Annotated in this window: 19 protein-coding genes and 1 tRNA gene; 9 read left to right on the top strand and 11 right to left on the bottom strand. The window is 66.4% G+C overall.

Annotation, left to right across the window (positions count from 1 at the left end):
• Positions 1–13 precede the first annotated feature (13 nt).
• From mnhG to NIBR502770_RS16520, 6 genes are read right to left on the bottom strand one after another with little or no spacing between them, the layout of a single operon-like run.
• Positions 14–418: a monovalent cation/H(+) antiporter subunit G gene (mnhG, locus tag NIBR502770_RS16495; RefSeq protein ID WP_141182667.1), complete on the bottom strand. Its 405-nt coding sequence runs from the start codon at positions 416–418 to the stop codon at positions 14–16.
• On the bottom strand, positions 408–686 hold the full coding sequence (locus NIBR502770_RS16500) for a monovalent cation/H+ antiporter complex subunit F (protein ID WP_141159071.1): 279 nt from the start codon (positions 684–686) through the stop codon (positions 408–410). The genes mnhG and NIBR502770_RS16500 overlap by 11 nt, the downstream gene beginning before the upstream one ends.
• Entirely contained in the window at positions 683–1,228 is a 546-nt protein-coding gene (locus tag NIBR502770_RS16505; protein ID WP_141159070.1) for a Na+/H+ antiporter subunit E, read from the bottom strand. Before NIBR502770_RS16505 ends, NIBR502770_RS16500 begins: the two co-directional genes overlap by 4 nt.
• Positions 1,225–2,832, bottom strand: a complete 1,608-nt coding sequence (locus NIBR502770_RS16510) for a Na+/H+ antiporter subunit D (protein WP_141182668.1) — start codon at positions 2,830–2,832, stop codon at positions 1,225–1,227. The genes NIBR502770_RS16505 and NIBR502770_RS16510 overlap by 4 nt, the downstream gene beginning before the upstream one ends.
• Positions 2,829–3,431 carry a Na(+)/H(+) antiporter subunit C gene (locus NIBR502770_RS16515; RefSeq protein WP_141182669.1) on the bottom strand — a complete coding sequence of 201 codons (603 nt, stop codon included), beginning with the start codon at positions 3,429–3,431 and terminating at the stop codon, positions 2,829–2,831. Before NIBR502770_RS16515 ends, NIBR502770_RS16510 begins: the two co-directional genes overlap by 4 nt.
• Positions 3,428–6,514, bottom strand: a complete 3,087-nt coding sequence (locus NIBR502770_RS16520) for a Na+/H+ antiporter subunit A (RefSeq protein ID WP_141182670.1) — start codon at positions 6,512–6,514, stop codon at positions 3,428–3,430. Before NIBR502770_RS16520 ends, NIBR502770_RS16515 begins: the two co-directional genes overlap by 4 nt.
• 194 nt (positions 6,515–6,708) lie before the next feature.
• Here NIBR502770_RS16520 and NIBR502770_RS16525 point away from each other — a divergent pair, with 194 nt between their 5' ends.
• The 3 genes from NIBR502770_RS16525 (at position 6,709) to NIBR502770_RS16535 (ending at position 9,842) form a co-directional block, all read left to right on the top strand.
• Complete coding sequence (locus tag NIBR502770_RS16525) at positions 6,709–8,109, top strand: MFS transporter (RefSeq protein WP_141182671.1); 1,401 nt, start codon at positions 6,709–6,711, stop codon at positions 8,107–8,109.
• 63 nt (positions 8,110–8,172) lie between these two features.
• Positions 8,173–8,655, top strand: a complete 483-nt coding sequence (locus NIBR502770_RS16530; RefSeq protein ID WP_141159065.1) for a cation:proton antiporter regulatory subunit — start codon at positions 8,173–8,175, stop codon at positions 8,653–8,655.
• A gap of 5 nt (positions 8,656–8,660) precedes the next feature.
• Complete coding sequence (locus NIBR502770_RS16535) at positions 8,661–9,842, top strand: cation:proton antiporter (RefSeq protein WP_141182672.1); 1,182 nt, start codon at positions 8,661–8,663, stop codon at positions 9,840–9,842.
• Positions 9,843–9,859: 17 nt separating this feature from the next.
• On the opposite strand, the gene dcd is transcribed toward NIBR502770_RS16535, so the two are convergent.
• Complete coding sequence (gene dcd / locus NIBR502770_RS16540) at positions 9,860–10,435, bottom strand: dCTP deaminase (protein WP_141161442.1); 576 nt, start codon at positions 10,433–10,435, stop codon at positions 9,860–9,862.
• Positions 10,436–10,579: 144 nt separating this feature from the next.
• On the opposite strand from dcd, the gene NIBR502770_RS16545 reads away from it, so the two are divergent.
• Positions 10,580–12,289: a CAP domain-containing protein gene (locus tag NIBR502770_RS16545; protein ID WP_371416469.1), complete on the top strand. Its 1,710-nt coding sequence runs from the start codon at positions 10,580–10,582 to the stop codon at positions 12,287–12,289.
• A gap of 16 nt (positions 12,290–12,305) precedes the next feature.
• Here NIBR502770_RS16545 and NIBR502770_RS16550 read toward each other — a convergent pair whose 3' ends face one another.
• Positions 12,306–12,767 carry an SRPBCC family protein gene (locus NIBR502770_RS16550; RefSeq protein WP_141159063.1) on the bottom strand — a complete coding sequence of 154 codons (462 nt, stop codon included), beginning with the start codon at positions 12,765–12,767 and terminating at the stop codon, positions 12,306–12,308.
• Positions 12,768–13,008: 241 nt separating this feature from the next.
• On the opposite strand from NIBR502770_RS16550, the gene NIBR502770_RS16555 reads away from it, so the two are divergent.
• The 3 genes from NIBR502770_RS16555 to NIBR502770_RS16560 all read left to right on the top strand — a co-directional run bounded on the left by NIBR502770_RS16555 (position 13,009) and on the right by NIBR502770_RS16560 (position 14,492).
• Positions 13,009–13,082 (top strand) — tRNA-Gly (locus NIBR502770_RS16555).
• 103 nt (positions 13,083–13,185) lie between these two features.
• On the top strand, positions 13,186–13,326 hold the full coding sequence (locus tag NIBR502770_RS21265; protein WP_168223187.1) for a hypothetical protein: 141 nt from the start codon (positions 13,186–13,188) through the stop codon (positions 13,324–13,326).
• Positions 13,323–14,492, top strand: a complete 1,170-nt coding sequence (locus NIBR502770_RS16560) for a N(5)-(carboxyethyl)ornithine synthase (RefSeq protein WP_141182673.1) — start codon at positions 13,323–13,325, stop codon at positions 14,490–14,492. Before NIBR502770_RS21265 ends, NIBR502770_RS16560 begins: the two co-directional genes overlap by 4 nt.
• 69 nt (positions 14,493–14,561) lie before the next feature.
• On the opposite strand, the gene NIBR502770_RS16565 is transcribed toward NIBR502770_RS16560, so the two are convergent.
• Positions 14,562–15,941: an MFS transporter gene (locus NIBR502770_RS16565; protein WP_141182674.1), complete on the bottom strand. Its 1,380-nt coding sequence runs from the start codon at positions 15,939–15,941 to the stop codon at positions 14,562–14,564.
• A gap of 140 nt (positions 15,942–16,081) precedes the next feature.
• Between NIBR502770_RS16565 and NIBR502770_RS16570 the strand changes: the two genes are divergently transcribed.
• A complete protein-coding gene (locus tag NIBR502770_RS16570) occupies positions 16,082–16,936 on the top strand; it encodes a LysR substrate-binding domain-containing protein (protein WP_141182675.1) in 855 nt (284 codons plus the stop codon).
• Positions 16,937–17,104: 168 nt separating this feature from the next.
• Positions 17,105–17,419, top strand: coding sequence for a hypothetical protein (locus NIBR502770_RS16575; protein WP_141159059.1), 315 nt, complete (start codon positions 17,105–17,107; stop codon positions 17,417–17,419).
• Between the two features lie 77 nt (positions 17,420–17,496).
• Here the strand turns inward: NIBR502770_RS16575 and NIBR502770_RS16580 are convergent, their stop codons facing one another.
• A complete protein-coding gene (locus tag NIBR502770_RS16580) occupies positions 17,497–21,003 on the bottom strand; it encodes a bifunctional proline dehydrogenase/L-glutamate gamma-semialdehyde dehydrogenase (RefSeq protein WP_141182676.1) in 3,507 nt (1,168 codons plus the stop codon).
• Between the two features lie 325 nt (positions 21,004–21,328).
• The gene (locus NIBR502770_RS16585; RefSeq protein ID WP_141182677.1) at positions 21,329–22,792 is read right to left on the bottom strand and encodes an amino acid permease; all 1,464 of its coding nucleotides are present in this window, start codon (positions 22,790–22,792) and stop codon (positions 21,329–21,331) included.
• Positions 22,793–22,828: the final 36 nt, after the last annotated feature.

Here is a 22,828-nt window from a genome sequence, read left to right on the forward strand (position 1 = left end):
TCCTGCCCCAGCGTTACCGGCCGTCGTCGGGGCTGTCCTTCCGGGCAGTCTCGGCGGCGGCTTTTTGCACCACGGCTTCGAGTTCATCGGTGGTGAGCAGTTCCCGGTGCAGGTGCTTGGTGCGGTAGCCGGCACGGCCCACCATGTGGGCGGACACGGGCACCGTGAGGAGTTGGAAGATCCACGCCACCACCAGGACCGGCCACACCCACCACGTCCGCAGCTGCAGCCCGATGGCCGCCAGCAGCAGGAAGAGCCCCAGCACCTGCGGCTTCGTGGCGGCGTGCATGCGGCTCAGGAGGTCCGGGAACCGCAGCAGGCCTATCGCGGCGCCCAGGGACATGAGGGCACCCACCACCATGAACACGGCGGAGGCGAGGTCGATCCAGGCGTCGGGCCCGGAGAAGTCAGGATTCATTGGGCTTGACCCTCCTGTCTGCCACGAACCGGGCTACGGTCACGGAACCGATGAACCCGATGATGGAGATGGCCACCACCAGCATCAGGTTGTTCAGGTGCCGGTTCACCGCCATATCGATGCACAGCGCCCCGGCAAGGATTGCGAGCAGCACGTCGGCAGCCAGCACCCGGTCCAGCAGCGACGGGCCACGGGCGATCCGGATGATGGCACCGGCGGCCGCCAGCGAGAAAATGACGGCTGTGACAGCCAGGACAACGGGCATCATGCGCCGGCCTCCATACGGACCTCTTCCAGTTCATCCGCGGTGCCCATGATGCGGATCAGGCCCGCTTCAATGGAGCGGACCTCGTTCCGCAGGCCTTCCACGTCCTTCTTGGAGGTGATGTTGAGTGCGTGCAGGTACAGCGTGGACGTGGAACGGTCCACGTCCACCACCAGGGAACCCGGGATCAGGGAAATCACGTGTCCCGTGGCAGTGACGATCAGGTCCTGGTGGCTGCGCAGTTTCACCGCGACCACGGCATTGGTCACCTTGGGGCCGCGGACAGCTGCCAGATACAGGACCTGTGCGCTGGCCACCACCACCTTGCCCACGAACGCCAGCGCAAACGGCACGGCGTGGAGAATATTGAACCGGCCGCTGAGCTCCACCGGCGGGAGGTAGAAGAGCCGGGCCACGCCCACGGCCAGCAGGGTCCCGAAGAGGAGGTTGCCGGGGCTGAAATCCTGCCACAAGGCGCCCCACACAATCACCAGCCAGACCAGGAGCGGAAGTTCCTGGCGCAGCGAAATGCGTTTACGGCTCATCGTCCTCCTCCCGCCGCGGTGGTGCCGGGAACGGCGATGCCCTCGCCCAGCACCGCCTGGATGTACGGCGTCCGGTCAAGCATGTCCCGGGCTGCCCGGTCCGAAAGTGCGAACAATGGTCCGGCGAAGACGGTCAGGGCAACACCGAGCACCACCAGGCCGGCCGTGGAGCCCACCATGGTGCGCGGCAGGAGGGTCACCGTGTTGTTCACCTTGGCTCCCGGCCCGGAGACCCTCGCAGCGGGAGTGGCAAGGAGCACGGGGTCGGGGTGCTCGGCGTCCTCCGGCTTCCGCCAGAACGCACGGTTCCACACCCGGGCGATGGCCAGAAGCGTCAGGAGGCTGGTCACCACGCCGCCGATCACCAGCGCGTAGGCCAGCGGCGTGCCCAGCTCCACGCCGGCTTGCAGCAGGCCAACCTTGCCGAGGAATCCGGAGAACGGCGGGATGCCGGCCAGGTTCATCCCGGGGATGAAGAACAACAGCGCCAGCATGGGTGAGAGCTTGGCGAGTCCGCCCAGCCGGTCCACGGACGAGCTGCCGCCGCGCCGTTCGATGAGGCCGGTGACCAGGAAGAGGCTGGTCTGGATGGTGATGTGGTGCGCCACGTAGAAGACCGCCGCCGCCAGCCCAACAGCCGAGGACATGGCCAGCCCGAACACCATGTAGCCGATGTGGCTGACCAGGGTGAACGAGAGGAGGCGCTTGATGTCGCTTTGGGCCAGGGCACCGAGGATGCCCACAAGCATGGTCAGCAGCGCCACCACCATCAGCGGCGTGTTCAACGTATCGCCGGGGAACAGCAGTGTCTCGGTGCGGACCATCGCGTAGACACCCACCTTGGTCAGCAGGCCCGCGAACACGGCCGTGACCGGTGCCGGAGCGGTCGGGTAGGAGTCGGGAAGCCAGAAGGACAAGGGGAAGACGGCGGCCTTGATGCCGAAGGCCACCAGGAGCATCACGTGCAGCAGGGTTTTGGTGCCCTGGTCCAGTTCGCCCAGCTTGATGGCAAGGTCCGCCATGTTCACGGTCCCGGTGGCCCCGTAGACCATGGCGATGGCAATCAGGAACAGCACCGAGGACACGACGGACACCACCACATAGGTGACGCCGGCGCGGATCCGCGGCCCGGTGCCGCCCAGGGTCATCAGCACGTAGCTTGCAGTCAGCAGGATCTCGAAGCCGACATAGAGGTTGAAGAGGTCCCCGGACAGGAACGCGTTGGACACCCCGGCCACCAGGATCAGGTAGGTGGGGTGGAAGATGGACACCGGCGCGTCGCGGTCGCCGTCGGCCATGCCCTGGCCTGTGGCGTATACGAGCACCGCAAGGCTGACGGCTGAGGACACCACCAGCATCAGGGAGGAGAACTGGTCCACCACCATGACGATGCCAAACGGCGGGATCCAGCCACCGATGGTCACCGCGGCGGTGCCGCCGTTCCATGCGGACGCCAGCAGGAGGCATTCAAGTGCCAGCGTCAGTGACAGCAGGCCAATGCTCACCGCCCGCTGGGCCCGGGAGTGCCGGATCAGCAGGAAGGTCAGGGCGGCGCCCAGGATGGGAAGTACGACGGCGAGCGGGGCAAAGCTTGCGATGTTCACTTTCCGCCTCCTTCCGGGCTGTGGTCAACGTTGAGGGAGCCGGGCTTTTCCTCCGCGGCAGCATGTTCGGCGGGCATTTCCCGGCCGCCTGCCACCAGCGTGGCCACCCGGTCCGTGTCCCGGTCCGTGTCCCCGCCGGAGGCACCGCGGTCCGAAACATCCTTGCCGTCGGAACCGAGCATGGTGAGCGGGAACTCTGATGTTTCCGCGGGGACTTCGGCGTCATCCTCGGCATCAAAGCTGGGGGTCACGGCCACCCGGAGGTCCTCGGCGTCGTCCTGGATGTCGTCCTGGCGGGCCAGCACCCAGGTGCGGTAGATAATGCCCAGCATGAAGGCGGTGACCGCGAAGGAAATCACGATCGATGTCAGGATCAGTGCCTGCGGCAGCGGATCGTTGTAGTCCCGGGCGGGCGTGTCCTTGCTGAAGAGCGGCGCCAGTCCCGCGTATCCCCCGGTGGCAAGGATCAGCAGGTTGGTGGCGTTGGCCAGCAGCATCAGCCCCAGCAGCACCCTCGTGAGGCTGCGTTCCAGGATCAGGTAGATGCCGCAGGCGTACAGGGCTCCCATGACAATCAGCAGGGTCAGGTTGACGCTCATGCGTGTCCCCTTGCGGTGGTCTCGGCAGGAATCCCGTCCGGTTCCTGTTCCAGCTCCCCGGCGCCCTGCCCGTCCCTGGCAACGCCAGGCTCCTGGCCAGCTTCCTGGGACCGTTCCGGCTCCTGTGCGCCGGGCCCGGACTGTTCCTCCAAATGCTCATCGATCTCGGCCCCCAGGCTGCGCAGCACGTCAAGCACCAGGCCCACCACCACGACGTATACGCCGATATCGAAGATGGTGGAGGTGACGAACTTGATGTCCCCGAACACGGGCAGCCAGACCTGGATGATGGCGGACTGGAACACCTGCCCGCCCAGCAGCAGCGGCGCCATGCCCGAGGCGGCTGCGAGTGCCAGGCCGATGCCCAGGAGCGCCCCCGGGCTCAAGGGCGCAGCCTCCCGAAGCTCGAAGCGGCCGCCTGCCAGGTAGCGGATGGTCAGGGCGAGGCCGGCAGTAAGGCCACCGGCGAATCCGCCGCCGGGCAGGTTGTGCCCCGCCAGCAGCAGGTAGAGCGAAAAGATGATCATGGAGTGGAAGATCAGCCGCGTGACCACCTCGAAGATGATGGAGCGGCGTTCCGGGGCCAGGGTCCGGCCGGCCACAATCCAGGCGTCCCGGGTGGAGGCCGCAAACCTCCGGCTGATGGCCAGGGCTGCAGCGTCGCGGGAGCCGGGGTCCACCCCGGGATGCCTGCCCACCGTGCCCGCCGCAACGCTCGCGGATGCCTGGAGCCGGTCGCCGCGGCCGCGCACGAAGATCAGGCTTGCCACGCCGGTGGCGGCCAGTGCCAGGACGCTGATCTCGCCGAACGTGTCCCAGGCGCGGATGTCCACCAGGGTCACGTTGACCACGTTCAGGCCGCCACCACCTTCGTAGGCGAGCTGCGGGAACTGCAGTGACACCGGGATGGCCGTCCTGGCACCCATGGCGAAAATGGCCGCGAATACCATGGTGACGCCGAAGCCGGCACCGATGATGACGCGAAGTACGCGGTATTTTCCGCCGGTGCGGTCGCGCAGTTCGGGAGGCAGCCTGCGCATGGCCAGGACGAAGGCCACCAGGATGATGGTTTCCACCAGCATCTGGGTCAGGGCCAAGTCCGGGGCACCCTGCAGGGCGAACACCAGCGCGATGCCGTAGCCGGTTACGGAGACCATCAGCACCGCAAGGAAACGCTTGTTGGCCTTGACGGCCGCCAAGGCGCCGATGACGATGCCCGCGCCGGCCACCAGCTGCAGTGGCGAATTCGGGTCCACCAGGTAGACGTTCGGCGGGAGTGCGTTGCCGCCCAGGAGTATGGCCACCAGTGGCAGGACGAATGCCACGCTCAGGATCACTGCGAGGTAGAAGTACAGGGAACCGCGCTGGGTCCGGCCGGTGATCCAGACGGCAGCGTCGTCCAGCGCTCCGATGGTCAGCTGGTAGGCGCGGTCGCCGTCCACCCAGGCCGGGACCAGGGACTGGGCGCGGGCCACCGCGGTGCGGCCGAAGTACATGGCTGCGCCGAGCACGAAGGTGATGGCCGTCAGCCCAAGCGCCGGGGTGAACCCGTGCCACAGCGCAAGGTGGCCTGCCTGCGCTGCGGGCGTGCCGGCGTCGGACGCTGTGGATGCGAACAGCGCGGCGTACGGCTGGATCCAGGCGTCCACCGGAACCGGCCAGAGCCCGTAGGCGATGGTCAGGAGGCTGAGGACGGCGGGCGCCGCCAGGAAGGAAGGCCTGATGGCCTTGAACGGTGTGGGGTCCACCCCGGGTTTGACCGCGAACGCACCCCACATGAAGCGGGCACTGTAGGCGAAGGTCAGGATGGAGCCCACCACCAGCCCCACCAGGACCACCATGCCCCACGGACCGGAATGCGGGTCCGTGGCGTGGTGGACGAAGGCTTCCAGCACCGATTCCTTGGCTACGAACCCTGCCAGCAATGGCACACCGGCCATGGACGCGGCGCCGATGCCGGCAACGATGCCGAGGGCGCGGGAGGAGCGGAAGACGCCTGACAGTTTCCGGACGTCGCGGGTCCCGGACTGGTGGTCGATGATGCCCACCACCAGGAACAGCGTGGCTTTGAACAGGCCGTGTGCCAGCAGCATGGCCAGGCCGGCCAGCGCGGCATCGGGCGTTCCCAGGCCTACCACCATAGTGAGGAAGCCCAGTTGGCTGACGGTGCCGTAGGCCAGGATCAGCTTGATGTCGGACTGGCGCAGGGCCCGGTAGCCGCCCACCAGCATGGTGGCCAGCCCCAGCCCCATGACCACGGGCTGCCAGTAGGCAGTCTCCGCGAAGCCCGGGGCAAGCCGTGCCACCAGGTAGATGCCTGCCTTGACCATCGCCGCAGCGTGCAGGTAGGCGCTGACCGGGGTGGGCGCGGCCATGGCGCCAGGCAGCCAGAAGTGGAACGGGACCAGCGCCGACTTGGTGATGGCACCTACCAGGATGAGTACGACGGCGGCGCTCACCATGGCCCCGGACGTCCCGTCGGCCAGCGCGGGGGCCTGCTCCAGGATGCCGGAGATACGGTAGGTGCCGGCGGCCGTGCCCAGCATGATCAGGCCTACCAGCATGGCCAGGCCGCCGGCGGTGGTGACCATCAGCGCCTGGAGGGCGGAGCGCCGGGCGGCAAGCCTGGTCCGCGCGAAGCCGATCAGCAGGTAGGACAGGATGGTGGTCAGTTCCCAGAAAATGAACAGCAGCAGGAGGTCATCCGCTGTGACCAGGCCGAACATGGCGCCTGCGAACGCCAGCAGCTGGGCACCGAAGCCGCCGAGGTCCTGGTCCGTCCGCTTGAAGTACCGCGCACAGTAGACCAGCACCAGGGAGCCGACGCCGAGCACCAGGAGGGACATGACCCACGCCAGCGCGTCCATCCGGAAGGCAAGTTCCAGATGGAGGCCGGGGATCCACTCGAAGGACTCGGTGATGGCGCCCGGGCCTGAGTAAATGGGGTTGTGCTGGAACATCAGCCAGCCGAAGGAAACCGCCGGGACGGCCGCCAGTGCATAGAAAGCGTTGCGGCCCCAGAGCCGGAAGAGGAAGGGCGCGAGGACAGCCACCGAAAACTGCACGGTAAGGACTGTGATCACTGTATTCTCCGCAACGTCAGGAATTCGATTGTCAAAAGTTGGAGCAGGCGGCAAAAAGTAAGGTCCGGGAGGACCCAGTTTATCAAGGCCGGTCCGGCGTCTTCCCCGGTTTAACCCACCGCCCCTGCCCGAATCCCCGGCATCAAGGGCCCGTGGTCCCCGAGTGTTCGCCACGGGCGGATACGATGCATCGTATGAACAGCGCCAGCGCTCCCGGGGCGATGCAGCCCGCCTCGGATCTTGTTGCCGGAACCGGTTCCTCCAAAGGGCAGGTCCTGGCCTGGGCTTCCTGGGACTGGGGCTCCGCTGCTTTCAACGCCGTCATGACGACGTTTGTCTTCACGGTCTACCTGACGTCCAACGCCTTCGGCGGCGAGGACAGTGCCTCGGCGGTACTCGGCGGCGCGTTGGCGGTTGCCGGGTTCGCCATCGCGCTGCTGGCACCTGTCACCGGCCAGCGTTCGGATGCGGGGGGCCGGCGCAAGCTGTGGCTGGGAGTCAACTCGGCCGCCGTCGCCATCCTGACCGCACTGTGCTTCTTCGTGTTCCCGCACCCGGAATTCCTGCTCCTCGGCGTCTCGCTGATCGCACTGGGCAACGTCTTCTTCGAATTCGCCGGCGTCAACTACAACGCCATGCTCGCGCAGGTGTCCACGCCGCGGAACATCGGAAAGGTCAGCGGTTTCGGCTGGGGCGCCGGCTACCTGGGCGGCATCGTCGCGCTCCTGATCGTCCTGCAGCTCTTCGTCCAGCCTGCCTTCGAATGGTTCGGCGCCTCCACGCAGGACAGCCTGAACATCAGGCTGGTGGCCGTTTTCTCAGCCCTGTGGTTCTTGGTCTTCGCCCTCCCCGTCCTGTTCGCCGTTCCCGAAGTGCCGCGCTCCGGCCAAGCCGCGCGGCTGGGATTGGCCGCCAGCTACCGGCTGCTGTTCCGGCGGATCAAGGCGATCTACGCCACCAGCCCGCACACCATCTACTTCCTCCTGGCCAGCGCCGTGTTCCGGGACGGCCTCGCAGCAGTCTTCACATTCGGCGGCATCATCGCGGCCGGCACATTCGGGTTTGCCCTGTCCCAGGTCATCTTCTTCGCCATCTTCGGGAACGTCGTGGCCGCCGTCGGCGCCGTCATCGGCGGGTTCCTGGACGACAAGGTAGGCCCCAAGGCTGTTATCACCGGTTCCCTGGTGGGCCTTTTGATTGCCGGGACCGCCATTCTGGCCCTGGGTAACGGCAACTATTCCCTCTTCGGCATGGAATGGGCCGGCAGCACGACGTTCTGGGTCTTCGGACTGTTCCTCTGCCTGTTTGTGGGTCCCGCCCAATCCTCGTCCCGCGCCTACCTGGCCCGGCTCGCGCCACACGGTGAGTCCGGTGAGCTCTTCGGCCTGTACGCCACCACGGGCCGGGCCGTCAGCTTCCTGGCGCCTGCCCTGTTCACGCTCTGCATCACGGTGGCAACTCCGCTGGTGCCCGCCGGGCAGGCACAGCGGTGGGGCATCCTGGGCATTATGGTGGTCCTCCTCGCAGGGCTCCTTGTGCTGCTGCCGGTGAAGGCACCGGAAAGGGCCCCCATCGCCGTGGTGCCGGCCAGCTGAAAACTCGTTCCGATGCTGGTGCAGCCCGCCGCCCGGTGTTGCCAGGCCGACTAGGCTGGAGTCATGAACGTGGACGAAACGAACCTTCCCGGCCTGGGCCGCCGGAAGGATTTCATGACCGCCTCCGGACGCCGCATCGGCGTCGTGGAGCTCCGGGAAGGCCAGACGGAACTCATCGTTTCCACCTGGGACGACCCCGATACCTGCCAGGCCTCGATTCCGCTCACCAGCGATGAAGCCGCCACCCTGGGCAACCTCCTGGGCGGTATGCACCTGGCCATGAAGCTCGCGGAAGAGCACAAGGACGTCCCTGGCATCGTCACCCGGCAGTTCTCCATTGCTGCGGACTCCCCTTTCCAGAACCAGCCCATGGGCAAGGCGTCCATCCGCACGCGGTGCGGCGTTTCGATCGTGGCCATCATGCGGGAAGGTGAGGTGCTGCCTTCGCCGGGACCCGACGTCGTCCTCCACGCCGGTGACCTGCTGGTGGCAGTCGGCACCCAGGAAGGCCTGGACTCAGCGGCCGATATCCTTCGCCGCGGCTAGATTCCATGGACCCGTTGGCCCAGACCCTCATTGAACTGGGGGCCGTTGTGTTCTTCCTCGGCCTCCTGGCCAGGTTGGCCGGACGGATCGGCATGTCCCCCATCCCGTTCTACCTGCTGGGCGGGCTGGCTTTTGGCGCCGGCGGCATCGTCAAACTTGAAGGTATGCACGAGTTCGCACATCTGTCGGGCGAGATCGGCGTCATCCTCCTGCTGCTTATGCTCGGTTTGGAATATACAGCGGCTGAGCTCTTCACCGGCCTTCGCCGCTCCTGGCAGGCGGGCGTGCTGGACCTCGTCCTGAACTTCCTGCCCGGTGCCGGCCTTGCCCTGCTGCTGGGATGGGGCGGTGTGGGGGCCATGGTCATGGGCGGGGTGACGTACATTTCCTCGTCCGGCATCGCCGCCAAGGTGATCACTGACCTGGGCCGGCTGGGCAACCGGGAAACCCCGGTCGTGCTGTCCATCCTGGTCTTCGAGGACCTGGCCATGGCCGTCTACCTGCCCATCCTCACGGCGACGCTCGCGGGTGTGGGTTTCCTGGGCGGGCTCACCACCGTGGGGATCGCTCTGGCAGTGGTCAGTGTGGTGCTCATGGTGGCACTGCGGCACGGGCACCACGTCTCCAAAGCGGTGCACAGCGAGAACTCCGAGGTCTTCCTGCTCAACGTCCTCGGCGCCGCCCTGCTGGTGGCGGGCGCGGCGTCCGCCATGCAGGTTTCGGCAGCAGTGGGAGCCTTCATGCTGGGCATCGCCATCTCGGGGTCCACTGCCCACAATGCCACCCGGATCCTCGAGCCGCTGCGGGACCTGTTTGCGGCCATCTTCTTTGTGGCGTTCGGGCTCAACACGGACCCTTCATCCATCCCGCCGGTCCTGGGATGGGCCCTGGTCCTGGCCGTGGCTACTGCGGCAACCAAGATGCTGACCGGGATCTGGGCGGCAAAACGGGCAGGGATCGCCCGGCCCGGACGCTTCCGTGCCGGCGCCGCTCTCGTTGCCCGCGGCGAATTCTCCATTGTGATTGCAGGCTTGGCGGTTGCGTCAGGGGCAGTCCCGCATGAGCTCGCGGCGCTGGCCACCGCCTATGTGCTGCTGATGGCGGTGGTGGGCCCACTGGCCGCACGCTACGTCGAACCGCTGGCCAGGCCGTTCGTCCGAAGGCCCGCGGTAGCTCCGCAGACCTGATGTGGCCGGCGTCGCTCCTAGATGCTGGTGCGGTGGAAGTTCAGGTGGCTGCGGCTGGCGGTAGGACCGCGCTGGCCCTGGTAGCGGTTGCCGTATTCGCCTTGACCGTACGGGTATTCCGCGGCAGAGCTTAGCCTGAAGAAGCAGAGCTGGCCGATCTTCATGCCCGGCCACAGCTTGATGGGCAGCGTTGCCATGTTGGACAGCTCAAGGGTGACGTGGCCGGAAAAACCGGGATCGATGAAGCCCGCGGTTGAGTGCGTCAGCAGGCCCAGCCGGCCCAGGGACGACTTTCCTTCCAGGCGGGCCGCGATGTCGTCGGGCAGGGTGACCGTCTCATACGTGGAGCCCAGGACAAACTCCCCGGGGTGCAGGATGAACGCCTCGTCCTGCTCCACTTCCACCAGCCGGGTCAGCTCGGGCTGCTCCTGCGCGGGATCGATGTGCGCGTACTTGTGGTTGTCGAACAACCGGAAGAACTTGTCGATCCGGACATCCACGGACGACGGCTGGACCATCGCGGGGTCGTAAGGTTCCAGCACAATCCGCTGGGAATCAATTTCGGCACGAATGTCGCGGTCAGAGATCAGCACGGCTCCCAAATTACCGTATCGGTTATCCACACCCGCATTTTCCCGTTGTTGCTGTGGCCTCGTGGGGCTAATGTTGCGAATGAAAGCCGCCGGAATGGTCTCCCGGGATGGCATAACAGAGCTGGGGATGTTGTGAATAAATTAGTGGCACCGTCTTTTCTTGGCGTGCTCTGTGCGTTGGCGCTGGTCTCGTCGTCAGCCACTGCACCGCCCTCGCCGTTGCCGCTGACCCAGGCGGGGGCGGCGGGCATTTCGCTTGCAGCCCCGCTGGTGCATGGCGGCGGTGCGTCCACAGCGGGTGACGCTTCCGCCGGGCGCCTCACCCCGGCCGTGGACCCGGATATCCGGGTGGCGTCACCGCTGACGGATGCCGCGCCCGCGCCGGCACCCAACCCCGCGCCTGCTGCCCCTTCCACGCCCGCGGTCCAGCCCGCCACCGAACCTACGCCCCCGCCGGCACCTGCGGCGTCCACCGTGGAGCCTGCTCCCCGGACCGTGTCCATCCCGCCGCTCTGGGCGCCGGACCAGGATCTGGCATCGCCCCCGGCCACCCGGCTCACGGCTCCGGAACCGGCCGCCCCCAGCCTGTCCACGGAAGCCCTGGTCCCGGACAACAATTCAGCGGCCATCCTCACCGTCTTTACCAAGATCAACGAATACCGTGTGGCCAACGGCCTGAACAAGGTCAAGTACCACCCCACTGTGGCGGGGTTGTCCCAGGACTGGTCCGACAACATCGCCACCCGTGAGGTGATCGAACACCGGGCCAATTTCTGGACCGACCCCCGCGCCATGAGTCCGAACAACGGCGCCGGCGAGATCATCGCCATCCGCACGGACCGGGACGCAGCCCAGCTGGTGGAATGGTGGAAGGGTTCGCCCGGCCACAACGCCATGCTCCTTGACCCGCGCTTCAACGTGATGGGCGCCGGCATCTCGTACACCAACTCCACCTACCAGATCTGGGGCGTGGTGAACTTCTTCGGCTACACCACGCTCCCGGCAGGCACCCTCGATTCACCGGGCGGTTCGGCATCGGGTGATGCCTTCCCGCCGTCACCGCCAAGCCTGTGCGACGCACCTGTGAAGCACATGCCGCCCACCCTTAATCTCAGCGCCGCGGCAATCACCGGCCCTGCCGACCTCGTGTCGGTCGACTCCGCCGGGCAACTGCTGGACCGGGCCTCCACCGGGCCCCGCACCTATGCCGCCGCAAAGGTAATCGGCTCAGGCTTCAGCGGGGCCAAGGAAGTCTTCGTGACCGACTGGGACCGCGATGGCGCCTTTGACGTCCTGACCCAATGGGCCAACGGCAACCTCACACTGCACCGGGGCATCGCCGGCGGCAGGTTCCAGGCGCCCATCACCCTGGGCCTGGGCGGATGGGACTCCCTGACCCTTGCCGTGGGCGGATGGTGCGCAAACAACCGGATGCCGCAGATCCTGGCCCTGGACGGCGGCGGAAATCTCTACCTCTACGGCAATAAGGGCACCGGCGATATTGCAGACCGCGTCACCGTGGCCACGGGCGTGTACGCCTCCCGGCTCGCCATGGTGGACTACGACGGTGACGGCTTCCAGGACATCCTGGGGCTGCGGACCGACGGCACCGTCCAGCTCTACCGGGGGTGGGGCAGCACCGCCCTCCGCGCCGAAGCCCGGGCCACGGTCGCTACCGGCTGGGCGGACGTCACAGGGATCCGGTCCCTGCGTGATGCCACCGGCCTGAACACCAGGGGCGTGGCGCTCCGCCGCGCCAACGACACCGTGCAGTACTGGGACCTGGGCTCCGGAAGCCTCGCGTCGCCGTCGAACATTGCCGGTCCCTGGACCGGGCAGCGGCTGGCGCAGTAAAGGCGAAGGGAGCGGCTCAGATGGCCGGCTGGAGCTCCAGCACGTTCTTCAGCCGGTCCAGCTGGGCCACATCGGAACTGACCCGGCGCTGGAGCATCCCGTTAAAGAAGGGCCACCTGCCGAGGACCCCGAACCGCCCCTCGCGTTTGGCTTCCACGGAAAACCGGACCCGGGTTCCGGCTTCTTCCGTGCTGAGATAGTAGCCGCCCCACCGGGTGGCAGGACCGGAAACCACGTGGAACTGGATTTCGGCGCCGGGCCGGACATTGGTGATCTCCAATTCGGCGGGAATGCTCAGGCCGGAGCGTCCGGCCACCATCTTCCGGTAAACGGCGCCCCTGGCTTCGGCCGGACCCTCCACAAGCTTCACGCTGCGGACGTCGCTGCGCCAGGCGGGGAGGTTGGTGGCGTCAAGGAGGTACTGGTAGACGGCCATGGCGTCGCGCTCTATGAGGACCTCGTGCTCTGCGATTGCCATGAAGAAATTCCTGTGGTTGACGTCGGCTGCCCGCAATAGCTGCCTCCCCCCAAAGCGGCCGCTACCCGGATCAGGTTAGCCACCGCCCCACGCCCGGGCCTAGCCGGCGGCGCGGACGTTATTGAAGAGTTACTGGATGACGCCACGGTTCGCGGGACACGGCGCGGCTGCCGGCCCGGGTTGGCGGGGAGCCTGCAGATCTGCGCTAAGCTAAGTTCTGCCCCGCGCGAGCGAGGGCATTGCGGCTGTAGCTCAATGGTAGAGCGCTAGCTTCCCAAGCTTGATACGCGGGTTCGATTCCCGTCAGCCGCTCCATTCCTGCAGCACTCAAAGGGCCGCGCACCCCCGGCTGATGATTAGGTCCACGGGTGTAGTCTCAGTAGTCAGGAACCTATTCGGTTCCGCTACAGGAGCAATCATGGCTGATAAGTCCCCGCGTCAAACGGCATCAAAAAAGTCCGGCAAGTCCATCAAGGAAAAGCGCGCAGACAAGAAGGCCGCCGCAGCGCCGGCCAGCTCCCTGGACATCACGTCCACCAAGGCCGCAAAGAAGAAGTGAGCGGCCACGAACCCCGGCTGAGCCTGGGCGTCCTGGCTTCCTCGCGCAAACCGGACGAGCGCCGCGTACCCCTCCACCCCCTGCACGTCGAACGGATCGCTCCCGCACTGCGGCAGCGCATCATCCTGGAGCGTGGCTACGGTGAGCGCTTCGGCGTCCCGGACAGCCACCTCTCCACGCTGGTGGGACGCATGGCGGCCCGGGAAGAACTGCTGGCCGCGGCCGACGTCGTCCTCCTGCCCAAACCGCAGCCGGAAGACCTGGCGGAGATGCGGGACGGGCAGGTCCTCTGGGGGTGGCCGCACTGCGTCCAGGACCGCGCCATCACCCAGCTGGCAATTGACAAGAAACTGACCCTCATCGCGTTTGAGGCGATGAACCACTGGGCCAGCGACGGCGGGTTCGGCCTGCACGTGTTCCACAAGAACAATGAGCTGGCCGGCTACTGCTCGGTCCTGCACGCGCTGGCGCTGACAGGTTCCACCGGGGACTACGGGCGCCGGCTGAGCGCCGTCGTGATTGGCTTCGGTGCCACGGCGCGCGGGGCGGTGACGGCGCTGAACGCGCACGGCATCCACGACGTCCAGGTGCTGACCAACCGCGGCGTGGCAGCGGTGGGCGCCCCCATCCATTCAGTGAACATCGTGCAGTTCGACCACGACGACGAGGCTCCCTTCCTGAACCAGGTCATCACCGAACGGGGCAGGGTTCCGCTGGCCCCGTTCCTCGCCGAGAGCGACATCGTGGTCAACTGCACGCTGCAGGACCCGAACAACCCGCTCACGTACCTCCGGACCGAGGACCTGGCAGCGTTCAACCCGGGCAGTCTTATCGTCGATGTTTCCTGCGATGACGGCATGGGCTTCAGCTGGGCCAAGTCCACCACGTTTGCGGCCCCGATGATCACGGTCGGTGACCACATCAACTACTACGCGGTGGACCACAGCCCGTCCTACCTGTGGAACTCCTCGAGTTGGGAGATCAGCCAGGCGCTCCAACCGTTCCTCGGGACAGTCATGGGCGGACCGGCCGCGTGGGACGCGAACGACACCATTGCACGGGCCATCGAGATCCGCGACGGCGTCATCCGAAACGAGGCTGTGCTGCAGTTCCAGGAGCGCGTCCCGGAATACCCGCACAAGGCGTTGCACCTGGCAGTTCTTTAGGCAGCTCCCCTTAACGGCAACCGGGCGCACCGCGCCCGGTTGCCTTCAGCAGTTGCCCGCGCGCCCTCCCTAGGCGCGGGCGTGCCGGCTGACGATCCGCAGGGGGCGGCGCCCCTTCAGGTCCATCCGGAGCTGCAGGCCGCCCTTGCGGGCCAGTATGGCCCCCACCGACAGCGCGGCCAGCGCGGGTACGCCGCCGGACACCAGCAGCGCAGCGTGCGGGTTTACATGCTCGGCGATCCAGCCCAGCATGGGGCCGCCCAGCGCCTGGCCTCCGATCAGCACCATGATGTACAGGCTCATGACCCGGCCGCGGATGGCCATGTTGGAGCTGACCTGCACCAGCTGGTTGGACCCGGTGAGGAACATCAGGCACCAGAACCCGGACAGGACCATCACCGCGCCGAACCACACCATGGACGGGGCAACGGCAGCCAGGCAGAGCATCAGGCCGTACATCCCGGCGCAGAACACCACGGACCGCAGGCGCAGCTGCCGACGCCGGGTGGACGCCACGGCGCCGGACAGTGCTCCGAGTGCCACCAGGGCGTTGAGGAGTCCATACCCGCCGGCCCCCACCTGGTAGACGTGGTCCGCGAAAGCGGCAAGCAGCACCGGCAGGCTCATGGCGAACACCGCGATGAACCCTGCCATGAGCCACGGCCAGTAGATGGTGGGCTTGCTCAGGGCGTAGCGCAGCCCCTCCCGGAGCATGCCCTTGCTCTTGGGCGTCGGGGCGCTGACGTAAAGCTGGTCCTTGCGCAGGAGCAGGAGCATGGTCACCGTGGAGCAGCAGGCCAGCGCGTTTGCCGCGAACGCCCAGCCGGCCCCCACTGCCGTCAGGAGCACCCCCGCGATGGCCGGTCCGATCAGGCCGCCCAGCTGGAAGGTGGTGGAGTTGACGCTGATGGCGTTCCGCAAGTACTTCGGGCCCACGAGCTCGTTGACGAACACCTGGCGGGCGGGCTGGTCAAGCACGGTCACCAGGCCCAGGACAAACGCGATGACGTAGACGTGCCACACCATGATCACGCCGGTCAGGGCCAGGACGGCCAGGGCCGCCGCAAGGATGGCGGCCACGCTCTGGCACAGGATGAGGATCTTCCGTTTGGCGAACCGGTCCGCGATCATACCGCCCCAAGGGCCAAGCACCAGGGACGGCATGAACTGCAGGGCCACCGTGAACCCCACGGCCGTCACGGACCCCGAGAGCTGCAGCACCAGCCAGTCCTGGGCGATGCGCTGCATCCAGATGGCGATGACGGCGATGAAGTGGCCCATGGCGAAGATCCGGAAGTTAGGCACTTTCAGCGAGATGAAGGTGTGCCGCCAGGGCAGCTTTTCAGTGACGACGGCGAGCGGCTGGGTCTGGTTGTCCGGCGGCGCTGAGCCCGCCGCGGCGATAACTGGCTGGGTGACGGAGGCCGACGAAGGCGGTGGGGGTGCCACAGGTGTGTCCTCAAACTTGCGGGCGGGCTGGGATGCCCTTAACGCTAGGCTGGCGGAGGCAATTATGGAGCGGTATGGTCCCTATAACTCGTATTGCGAAACGCAATACACGCCGACTCGAATGCCGCGGGGGACCCAAGATGTTTGAACCAGCCCAGTTGCGTTCCTTCCTGGCGGTGGCGGACACCCTGAGCTTTACCAAGGCCGCCGAACGCCTGGGGCTGGCGCAGCCCACCATCAGCCAGCACATCCGCAAGCTTGAGGCAGCCGCCAAGCGCAGCCTGGTCACACGGGACACCCGGGACGTCCGGCTCACGGACAACGGCGACGCCATGGCCGGTTTTGCCCGCAGCATCCTGTCAGCGCATGACGCCGCGGCCCGCTATTTCTCGGGCTCCGCGATGCGGGGACGGCTGCGGTTCGGCACGGCGGATGACCTCGCCATCACCGGACTGCCGCGGATCCTGCGTGAATTCCGGCAGATCTACCCGCAGATCAACCTGGAACTCACAGTGGGCCAAAGTGACCAGCTCTACCGGAAACTCAACGCCGGCCAACTGGACCTGGTGTTCGTGAAATGGGTGGCCGGGGCTAAGGACGGCACGGTAGTCCAGCACGATTCGTTCTCCTGGGTGGGCCTTGAACAAACATCGCTGGAGCCGGGAGCTCCCGTGCCCCTGATTGCCTATCCGGCCCCCAGCCTCAGCCGGAAATTGGCCATCGATGCGCTGGAGGCCAACGGCAGGACGTGGCGGATCACCTGCACCACCCGGCAAATCAGCGGCGTCCTGGCGGCAGTCAGAGCGGGCATCGGCGTGGCCGTTATGCCCACGTCGCTGGTGCCCGAAGACCTGAAGATCATTACCCGGCGCTTTGACCTTCCCGCCGTGGGTGACGTTGATTTCACCCTGATCCGCAATCCGCTGGCCAATGCCGAGGTGATTGACGCCCTTACCCAGACGATTGTCGGCAGGACCATTAACCGCCAAACTTAACTCTCCAGCGGCTCAATTTCCAGCATTTAGGGGAGTTAGGGGGCCCGTGTCCATTGATAGGGGAAGTGGCATCACCTATGCTGGTTTTCCAAGGTCAAGCAGCAGGCCGGTTCACCGAAGCAAGCGAGTCTCCGCATGCCGGAAACCACCGCTTGGGACAGGCAGCCAATGACGACAGCCAGGAATATCCACCCAGGTTCTGCGCACGCACGCCCGTACTCCACCGCACGGCCGTCCACCCGCCAGAACACCCTCGGAACCGGACACGCCTCCGTGGACTCCGGTTATGTGGGGAAACCCACCTGCGACAAGTGCCGTACGGACGAGTTCGTCTACCTCGAATCGTACATTCCGCCCACCTACCGGCGTGACGGGACGGTGGCCACCCTTGGCGAGGTGGCCTACACCTGCACCCGCTGCGAGGATTTCTCCGCCCACAGCGTCCCCGCCACCTGGACGCCGCCCGGCTGGTACCTGGGCTAGCGGGACAAACAAAAGGTCCGGCGGTTGGGCTTGTGGAAACAAGCCCAACCGCCGGACCTTCTGTGTGCCCGCAGGCGCTAGATCAGCGCGTCCGAGAGGTGGTTCGGGGTGCCGAACCGGTGCGCGGTGATGCTGACGGCCTGCTCATGCAGGAAGGGCAGCAGCTCCACGCGGCCCGCCTCCGTGACCGGGTGTGCGTAGATGGCCAGGTCCGGCCGCCCGCCCGTGGCCTCGGCGAGCGCGGAGGCGTTGCCGCCGATCAGGCGGATGCGGCCCCCTGACAGTTTGCCCGCCGAGGCGAGGTGTCCGGCGGAAGCCAGCCAGCCGGCGTCGGACTCCACCGTCACGTCGATGTCCTGTGCGGTGAGCACGGAGCGCAGCTGCGCGGGAAGTTCGACGGCGGTGGACACGGTGAGTGCCGAACCGGCCAGCACGCCCGCCGCCACCGTCCGGACCAGGTGTGCCAGCGGAGCACCTTCGGAAAGGCGGATGGTGACCGGCAGGCTGCGGTAGCGGAAGATGTTGCGCTCGGCGCCCAGCCCGGAGACGTCCTTGGCGGTGCCGAACTCGTCAGCCCAGGCTTCGGCGTCGGATGCCAGGGCCCGCTGGACGGACTCGAGGCCTGCCGGGTCCAGGGCGGGGCCGGCGGCGTTGAGGATGCGGCGGACGGCCGCGTTGGATACCGGAGCCTTCGCGGATGCCTCCGCGGGAAGCCAGTCACCCAGGCCGGCCAGGTAGTTGGGGCCACCTGCCTTGGTGCCGGCACCGACCGCCGACTTCTTCCAGCCGCCGAACGGCTGGCGCTGGACGATGGCGCCGGTGATGCCGCGGTTGATGTAGAGGTTGCCGGCCTGGATGGTGTCCAGCCAGATGCCCAGTTCCTCGGAGTTGAGGGAGTGCAGGCCCGCCGTGAGGCCGTATTCGATCTGGTTCTGGATGGCGATGGCCTCTTCCAGCGTTTCGGCGGTCATGACGCCCAGGACCGGGCCGAAGAACTCGGTCAGGTGGAAGTAGGAGCCACGCTTGACGCCGTAGCGCACGCCCGGGCTCCACAGCCGGCCGGTGCTGTCCAACTTCTTCGGTTCAACGGCCCAGTTCTCGCCCTCGCCCAGCGTGGTGAGGGCATTGAGGAGCTTGCCGTTGGCGGGCTCGATGATGGGGCCCATTTGGCTGGTGGGGTCCTGCGGGTAGCCCACCTTAAGGGAAGTGACGGCGTCGATCAGCTGGTTGTGGAACCGCTTGGAGGTGGCCACGGAACCTACCAGGATCACCAGCGAGGCGGCGGAGCATTTCTGGCCGGCGTGGCCGAACGCTGAGTAGGCCACGTCCTTGGCGGCGAGGTCCAGGTCGGCGCTGGGGGTAACGATGATGGCGTTCTTGCCGCTGGTTTCGGCCAGCAGCGGCAGGTCCTTGCGGAAGGACCGGAACAGCTCGGCGGTTTCGTAGCCGCCGGTGAGGATCACGCGGTCCACGGCAGGGTGGCTGATGAGCTGGGTGCCCAGTTCCCGCTCCCCCAGCTGCACCATGGTCAGTACGCCCTTGGGCACGCCGGCCTCCCACAGCGCCTCGACCATGACAGCGCCGCTGCGGGCGGCCTGCTTGGCGGGCTTGATGACGACGGCGGAGCCGGCGGCGAGTGCCGCGAGGGTGGACCCTGCCGGGATGGCGACCGGGAAGTTCCAGGGCGGGGTGACGACGGTGAGCCTGGCTGGGACGAACGTGGCGCCGTCGACCGTGTCCAGCCGGCGGGCGGACTCGGCATAGTAGTGGGCAAAGTCCACGGCCTCGCTGACCTCGGGGTCGCCCTGGTCGATGGTCTTGCCGGTCTCGCTGGCCATGACCTCGAGCAGATCCGCACGGCGGGCTTCCAGGATCTCCCCGGCGCGGTGCAGGATGTCCGCACGTTCGTTGCCGGACAGTTCGCCCCAGGCCTTGCCCTTCTCCACTGCGTTGGCAATGGCCGAGTCGAGGGTGTCCTCGTCATTGATGAATGCGGCCTTCACCGATGCGTCGCCCAGCGTGGAGGACGGGACGCGCTCAAGGATGGCCCGGCCCCAGGTCCGGTTGGCCGGAAGGGCGGGATCCGTGTCCGGGGTGTTCCGGAATCCGGTGTGCGGCATGGCCTCCGGGGGAAGGTTCCGGTCCTGCCGGCGGTTGGGCAGGGGAACTGTGTTGTCCAGTGCCTCCAGGGATGAGAGGAAACGCTGCTTCTCGCGCTCGAACAGCCCTTCGTTTTCGCTGAGCTCGAAGACCGCAGACATGAAGTTTTCCTGGCTGGCGCCTTCTTCCAGGCGGCGGATCAGGTATGCGATGGCGACGTCGAACTCGGACGGGTGCACCACCGGCGTGTAGAGCAGGAGTGAGCCGACGTCCTTCTTGACGGCCTCGGCCTGGCCCTGCGCCATGCCGAGCAGCATCTCGAATTCGATGCCGGACTCCACGCCGCGCTGCTTGGCCAGGAGCCACGCGAAGGCGATGTCGAACAGGTTGTGGCCGGCCACGCCGATCCGGATGTTCTTGATGCGTTCGGGGTGCAGGGCGTAGTTGATGACGCTCTTGTAGCTGGTATCCGAGTCCTGCTTTGAACCCCAGGTGGCCAGCGGCCAGTCGTGCAGCGAGGCTTCCACCTGCTCCATGGGCAGGTTGGCCCCCTTGACTACGCGGACCTTGATGCCGGCGCCGCCGTTGGCGCGGCGCTCTGCGGCCCAGTCCTGCAGCCGGATCATGGCGGACAGCGCATCCGGGAGGTAGGCCTGGAGCACGATGCCGGCCTCGAGGTCCTGGAACTCGGGCTTGTCCAGGATCCGGGTGAAGACCGCGATGGTCATGTCCAGGTCCTTGTACTCCTCCATGTCCAGGTTGATGAACTTGTTCTTCTGTCCGCTGCCGGAGTAGGAGGCGGCGCGCCGGAAGAGCGGGGTGAGCTTTTCGACGACGTGTTCCACGGCTTCGTCGAAGGCCCAGGCGGAGTGCGGGGCCACAGTGGAGGAGACCTTGATGGAGACGTAGTCGACGTCGGGTCGCGCCAGCAGCGTGTGGGTTCCCTCGAGGCGCCGGGAGGCTTCGTGCTCGCCGAGGACTGCCTCGCCCAGGAGGTTGACGTTGAGCTTGATGCCGTCCTTCTTGATCTTGGCGATGGCGGGGCCCAGCTTGGCGTCGGTGGCATCCACGATCAAGTGGCCCACCATTTCGCGGAGGACCCTGCGGGCGATGGGGATGACCAGCCGCGGCATTGCCGGGGCCATGGTGCCGCCCAGTGCCACGGCGCTGCGCATGTACCACGGCAGGAAGGCGGGAACCTTGGGGGCCAGCTTGGCGAGGTTGCGGGCGGCGACGTTGAGGTCCTCGGGGCGGACCACGCCGTCAACGAAGCCCACCGTGAAGTCCAGGCCGTTGGGGTCCTTCAGGACGCCGGCCAACTGCTCTGCGGAGGCGTCCACCGGGACCTTGGCGGCCTCGGTAAGCCAGCGCCGGACCAAGGCTACCGCTTCATTGGCGAGGGCCTTGGCCTGGGGGACGTCGACGTCGACAGTCTGCGGGGTGGCCGCCTTTGCGACTGCCGGTTCCATTGCAACGTGGGTCATTGTTTTCCCGATCTTTCTGGTGTCCTGGGAGGTCTTTCCACCAGTATGAGCTTCAACTCACATAAGATAAAGCGATCTTTTCCAACCAATACAGGTTAGGAAAACCAATGTTTCATCCCCCTCCCAACGCCCCATCACATTCCGCCCGCAAACCGCCAACGCCCCATCACCTCCCGTCGAAAGCAACGAACCCTCCCCCACCGAATGTGGGGGAGGGTTCGGCTGGACGCCGCATTATCTGATGGCGCGTTGGGAGAAAGCAGTCAGAACGTGATGGGGCGTTGGGGGAAAACGGGCAGAAGGTGATGGGGCGTCCGGGGAGAAGTCAGGAAAGCGGGCGGTGCAGGTCTGCGAGCTCCTGGTGCCGCGGGCTGTCGGGGTTCATCAGCGAATGCTTGCGTCCATAGCTGAAATAGATCACCAAGCCGATGATCAGCCAAACCACGAACCGCAGCCAGGTCTCCCAGTGCAGCTGCAGCATGAGGAAGGCCGAAGCCAGGACGCCGAACGCCGGGATCACGGGCATTAGGGGCAGGCGGAACGTGCGGGGAGCATCAGGCCGCTTGTAACGGAAGATGATCACGGACAGGCAGACGACGACGAACGCGGCCAGGATGCCGATGTTGGTCAGGTCCGCGACTGCCTTGATGGGGAACACGCCGGCCAGGAAGGCGGAGGCGATGCCGCCGATCCAGGTGACGCGCTGCGGGGTGCCGCGGTGGTCCGTCTTGGCGAACCAGCCGGGGAGCAGTCCGTCACGGCTCATGGAGAACCACACGCGGGTAACGCCCAGGAGGAACGTGAGCATCACGGTGAGGATGGACAGCACGGCGAACACCGAAATGATGGTGGCGATAACCGGCAGCCCCACGGAGGTGAAGGCCGAGGCGAAGCCTGCCTTGGGGTCGATGTCCTTGTAGTTCTGCATGCCGGTGAGGACGAGCGTGGCAGCAACGTAGAGCAGCATGGCGATGATGAGCGAGAGCACGATGGCCTTGGGCATGTGCTTCTTGCCGTCCTTGGCTTCCTCGGCCGCGGTGCTCATGGCGTCGTAACCAAAGACTGCGAAGAAGACGGTGGCGGAGCCTGCCACCACGGGGCCGAAGCCGCTGGGCATGAACGGGTTGTAGTTGTTGGTGTCGATGTAGAACACGCCAAGCCCGATGATGAAGAGGATCAGGACCACCTTGATGGCCACGGCTGCCAGCTCGAACCGGCCAAACGCCTTGGTGCCGCGGGACAGGATCCAGGTGACCAGGAGGCAGACCAGGATGGCAGGGATGTTGATGATGCCGCCCTTGCCTTCGTCAAAGGTGGAGGTCATCCAGCTTGGCAGGTGGATGCCGATGCCGGCCAGGAAGGCGTCAAGGTAACCGGAGATGCCGATCGCCACCACCGCCACGATGGCGATGTATTCCAGCAGCAGGTCCCAGCCGATGAACCAACCGATGACCTCGCCGAGCGCTACGTAGCCGTAGGTGTAGGCGGAGCCGGCGCGCGGGATCATTCCCGCGAACTCCGCGTAGGACAGGGCTGCGGCCGCTGAGGCCAGCCCTGCGATCAGGAAGGAAATCAGTACCGCGGGCCCCACCCCGGGTGTGCCTTCGCTGCCGGCGGCCACCAGTCCCGCGAGGGAGAAGATGCCGACGCCGATAATGCCGCCAACGCCGATGGCGGTGAGCTGCCACAGGCCAAGGGACTTGAACAGTCCACTGTGCTTGTTTTCTTCTTCGATGTCATCAATGGGCTTTCGCCGCATGATCGATTGGCTCAAATCTTTGCTGCTCATCAGGAACTCCTGGTTGGGGTGCGACCCCGCCGCGGC

It is taken from the genome of Pseudarthrobacter sp. NIBRBAC000502770 (assembly GCF_006517815.1).
Classification (GTDB): Bacteria; Actinomycetota; Actinomycetes; order Actinomycetales; family Micrococcaceae; genus Arthrobacter; species Arthrobacter niigatensis.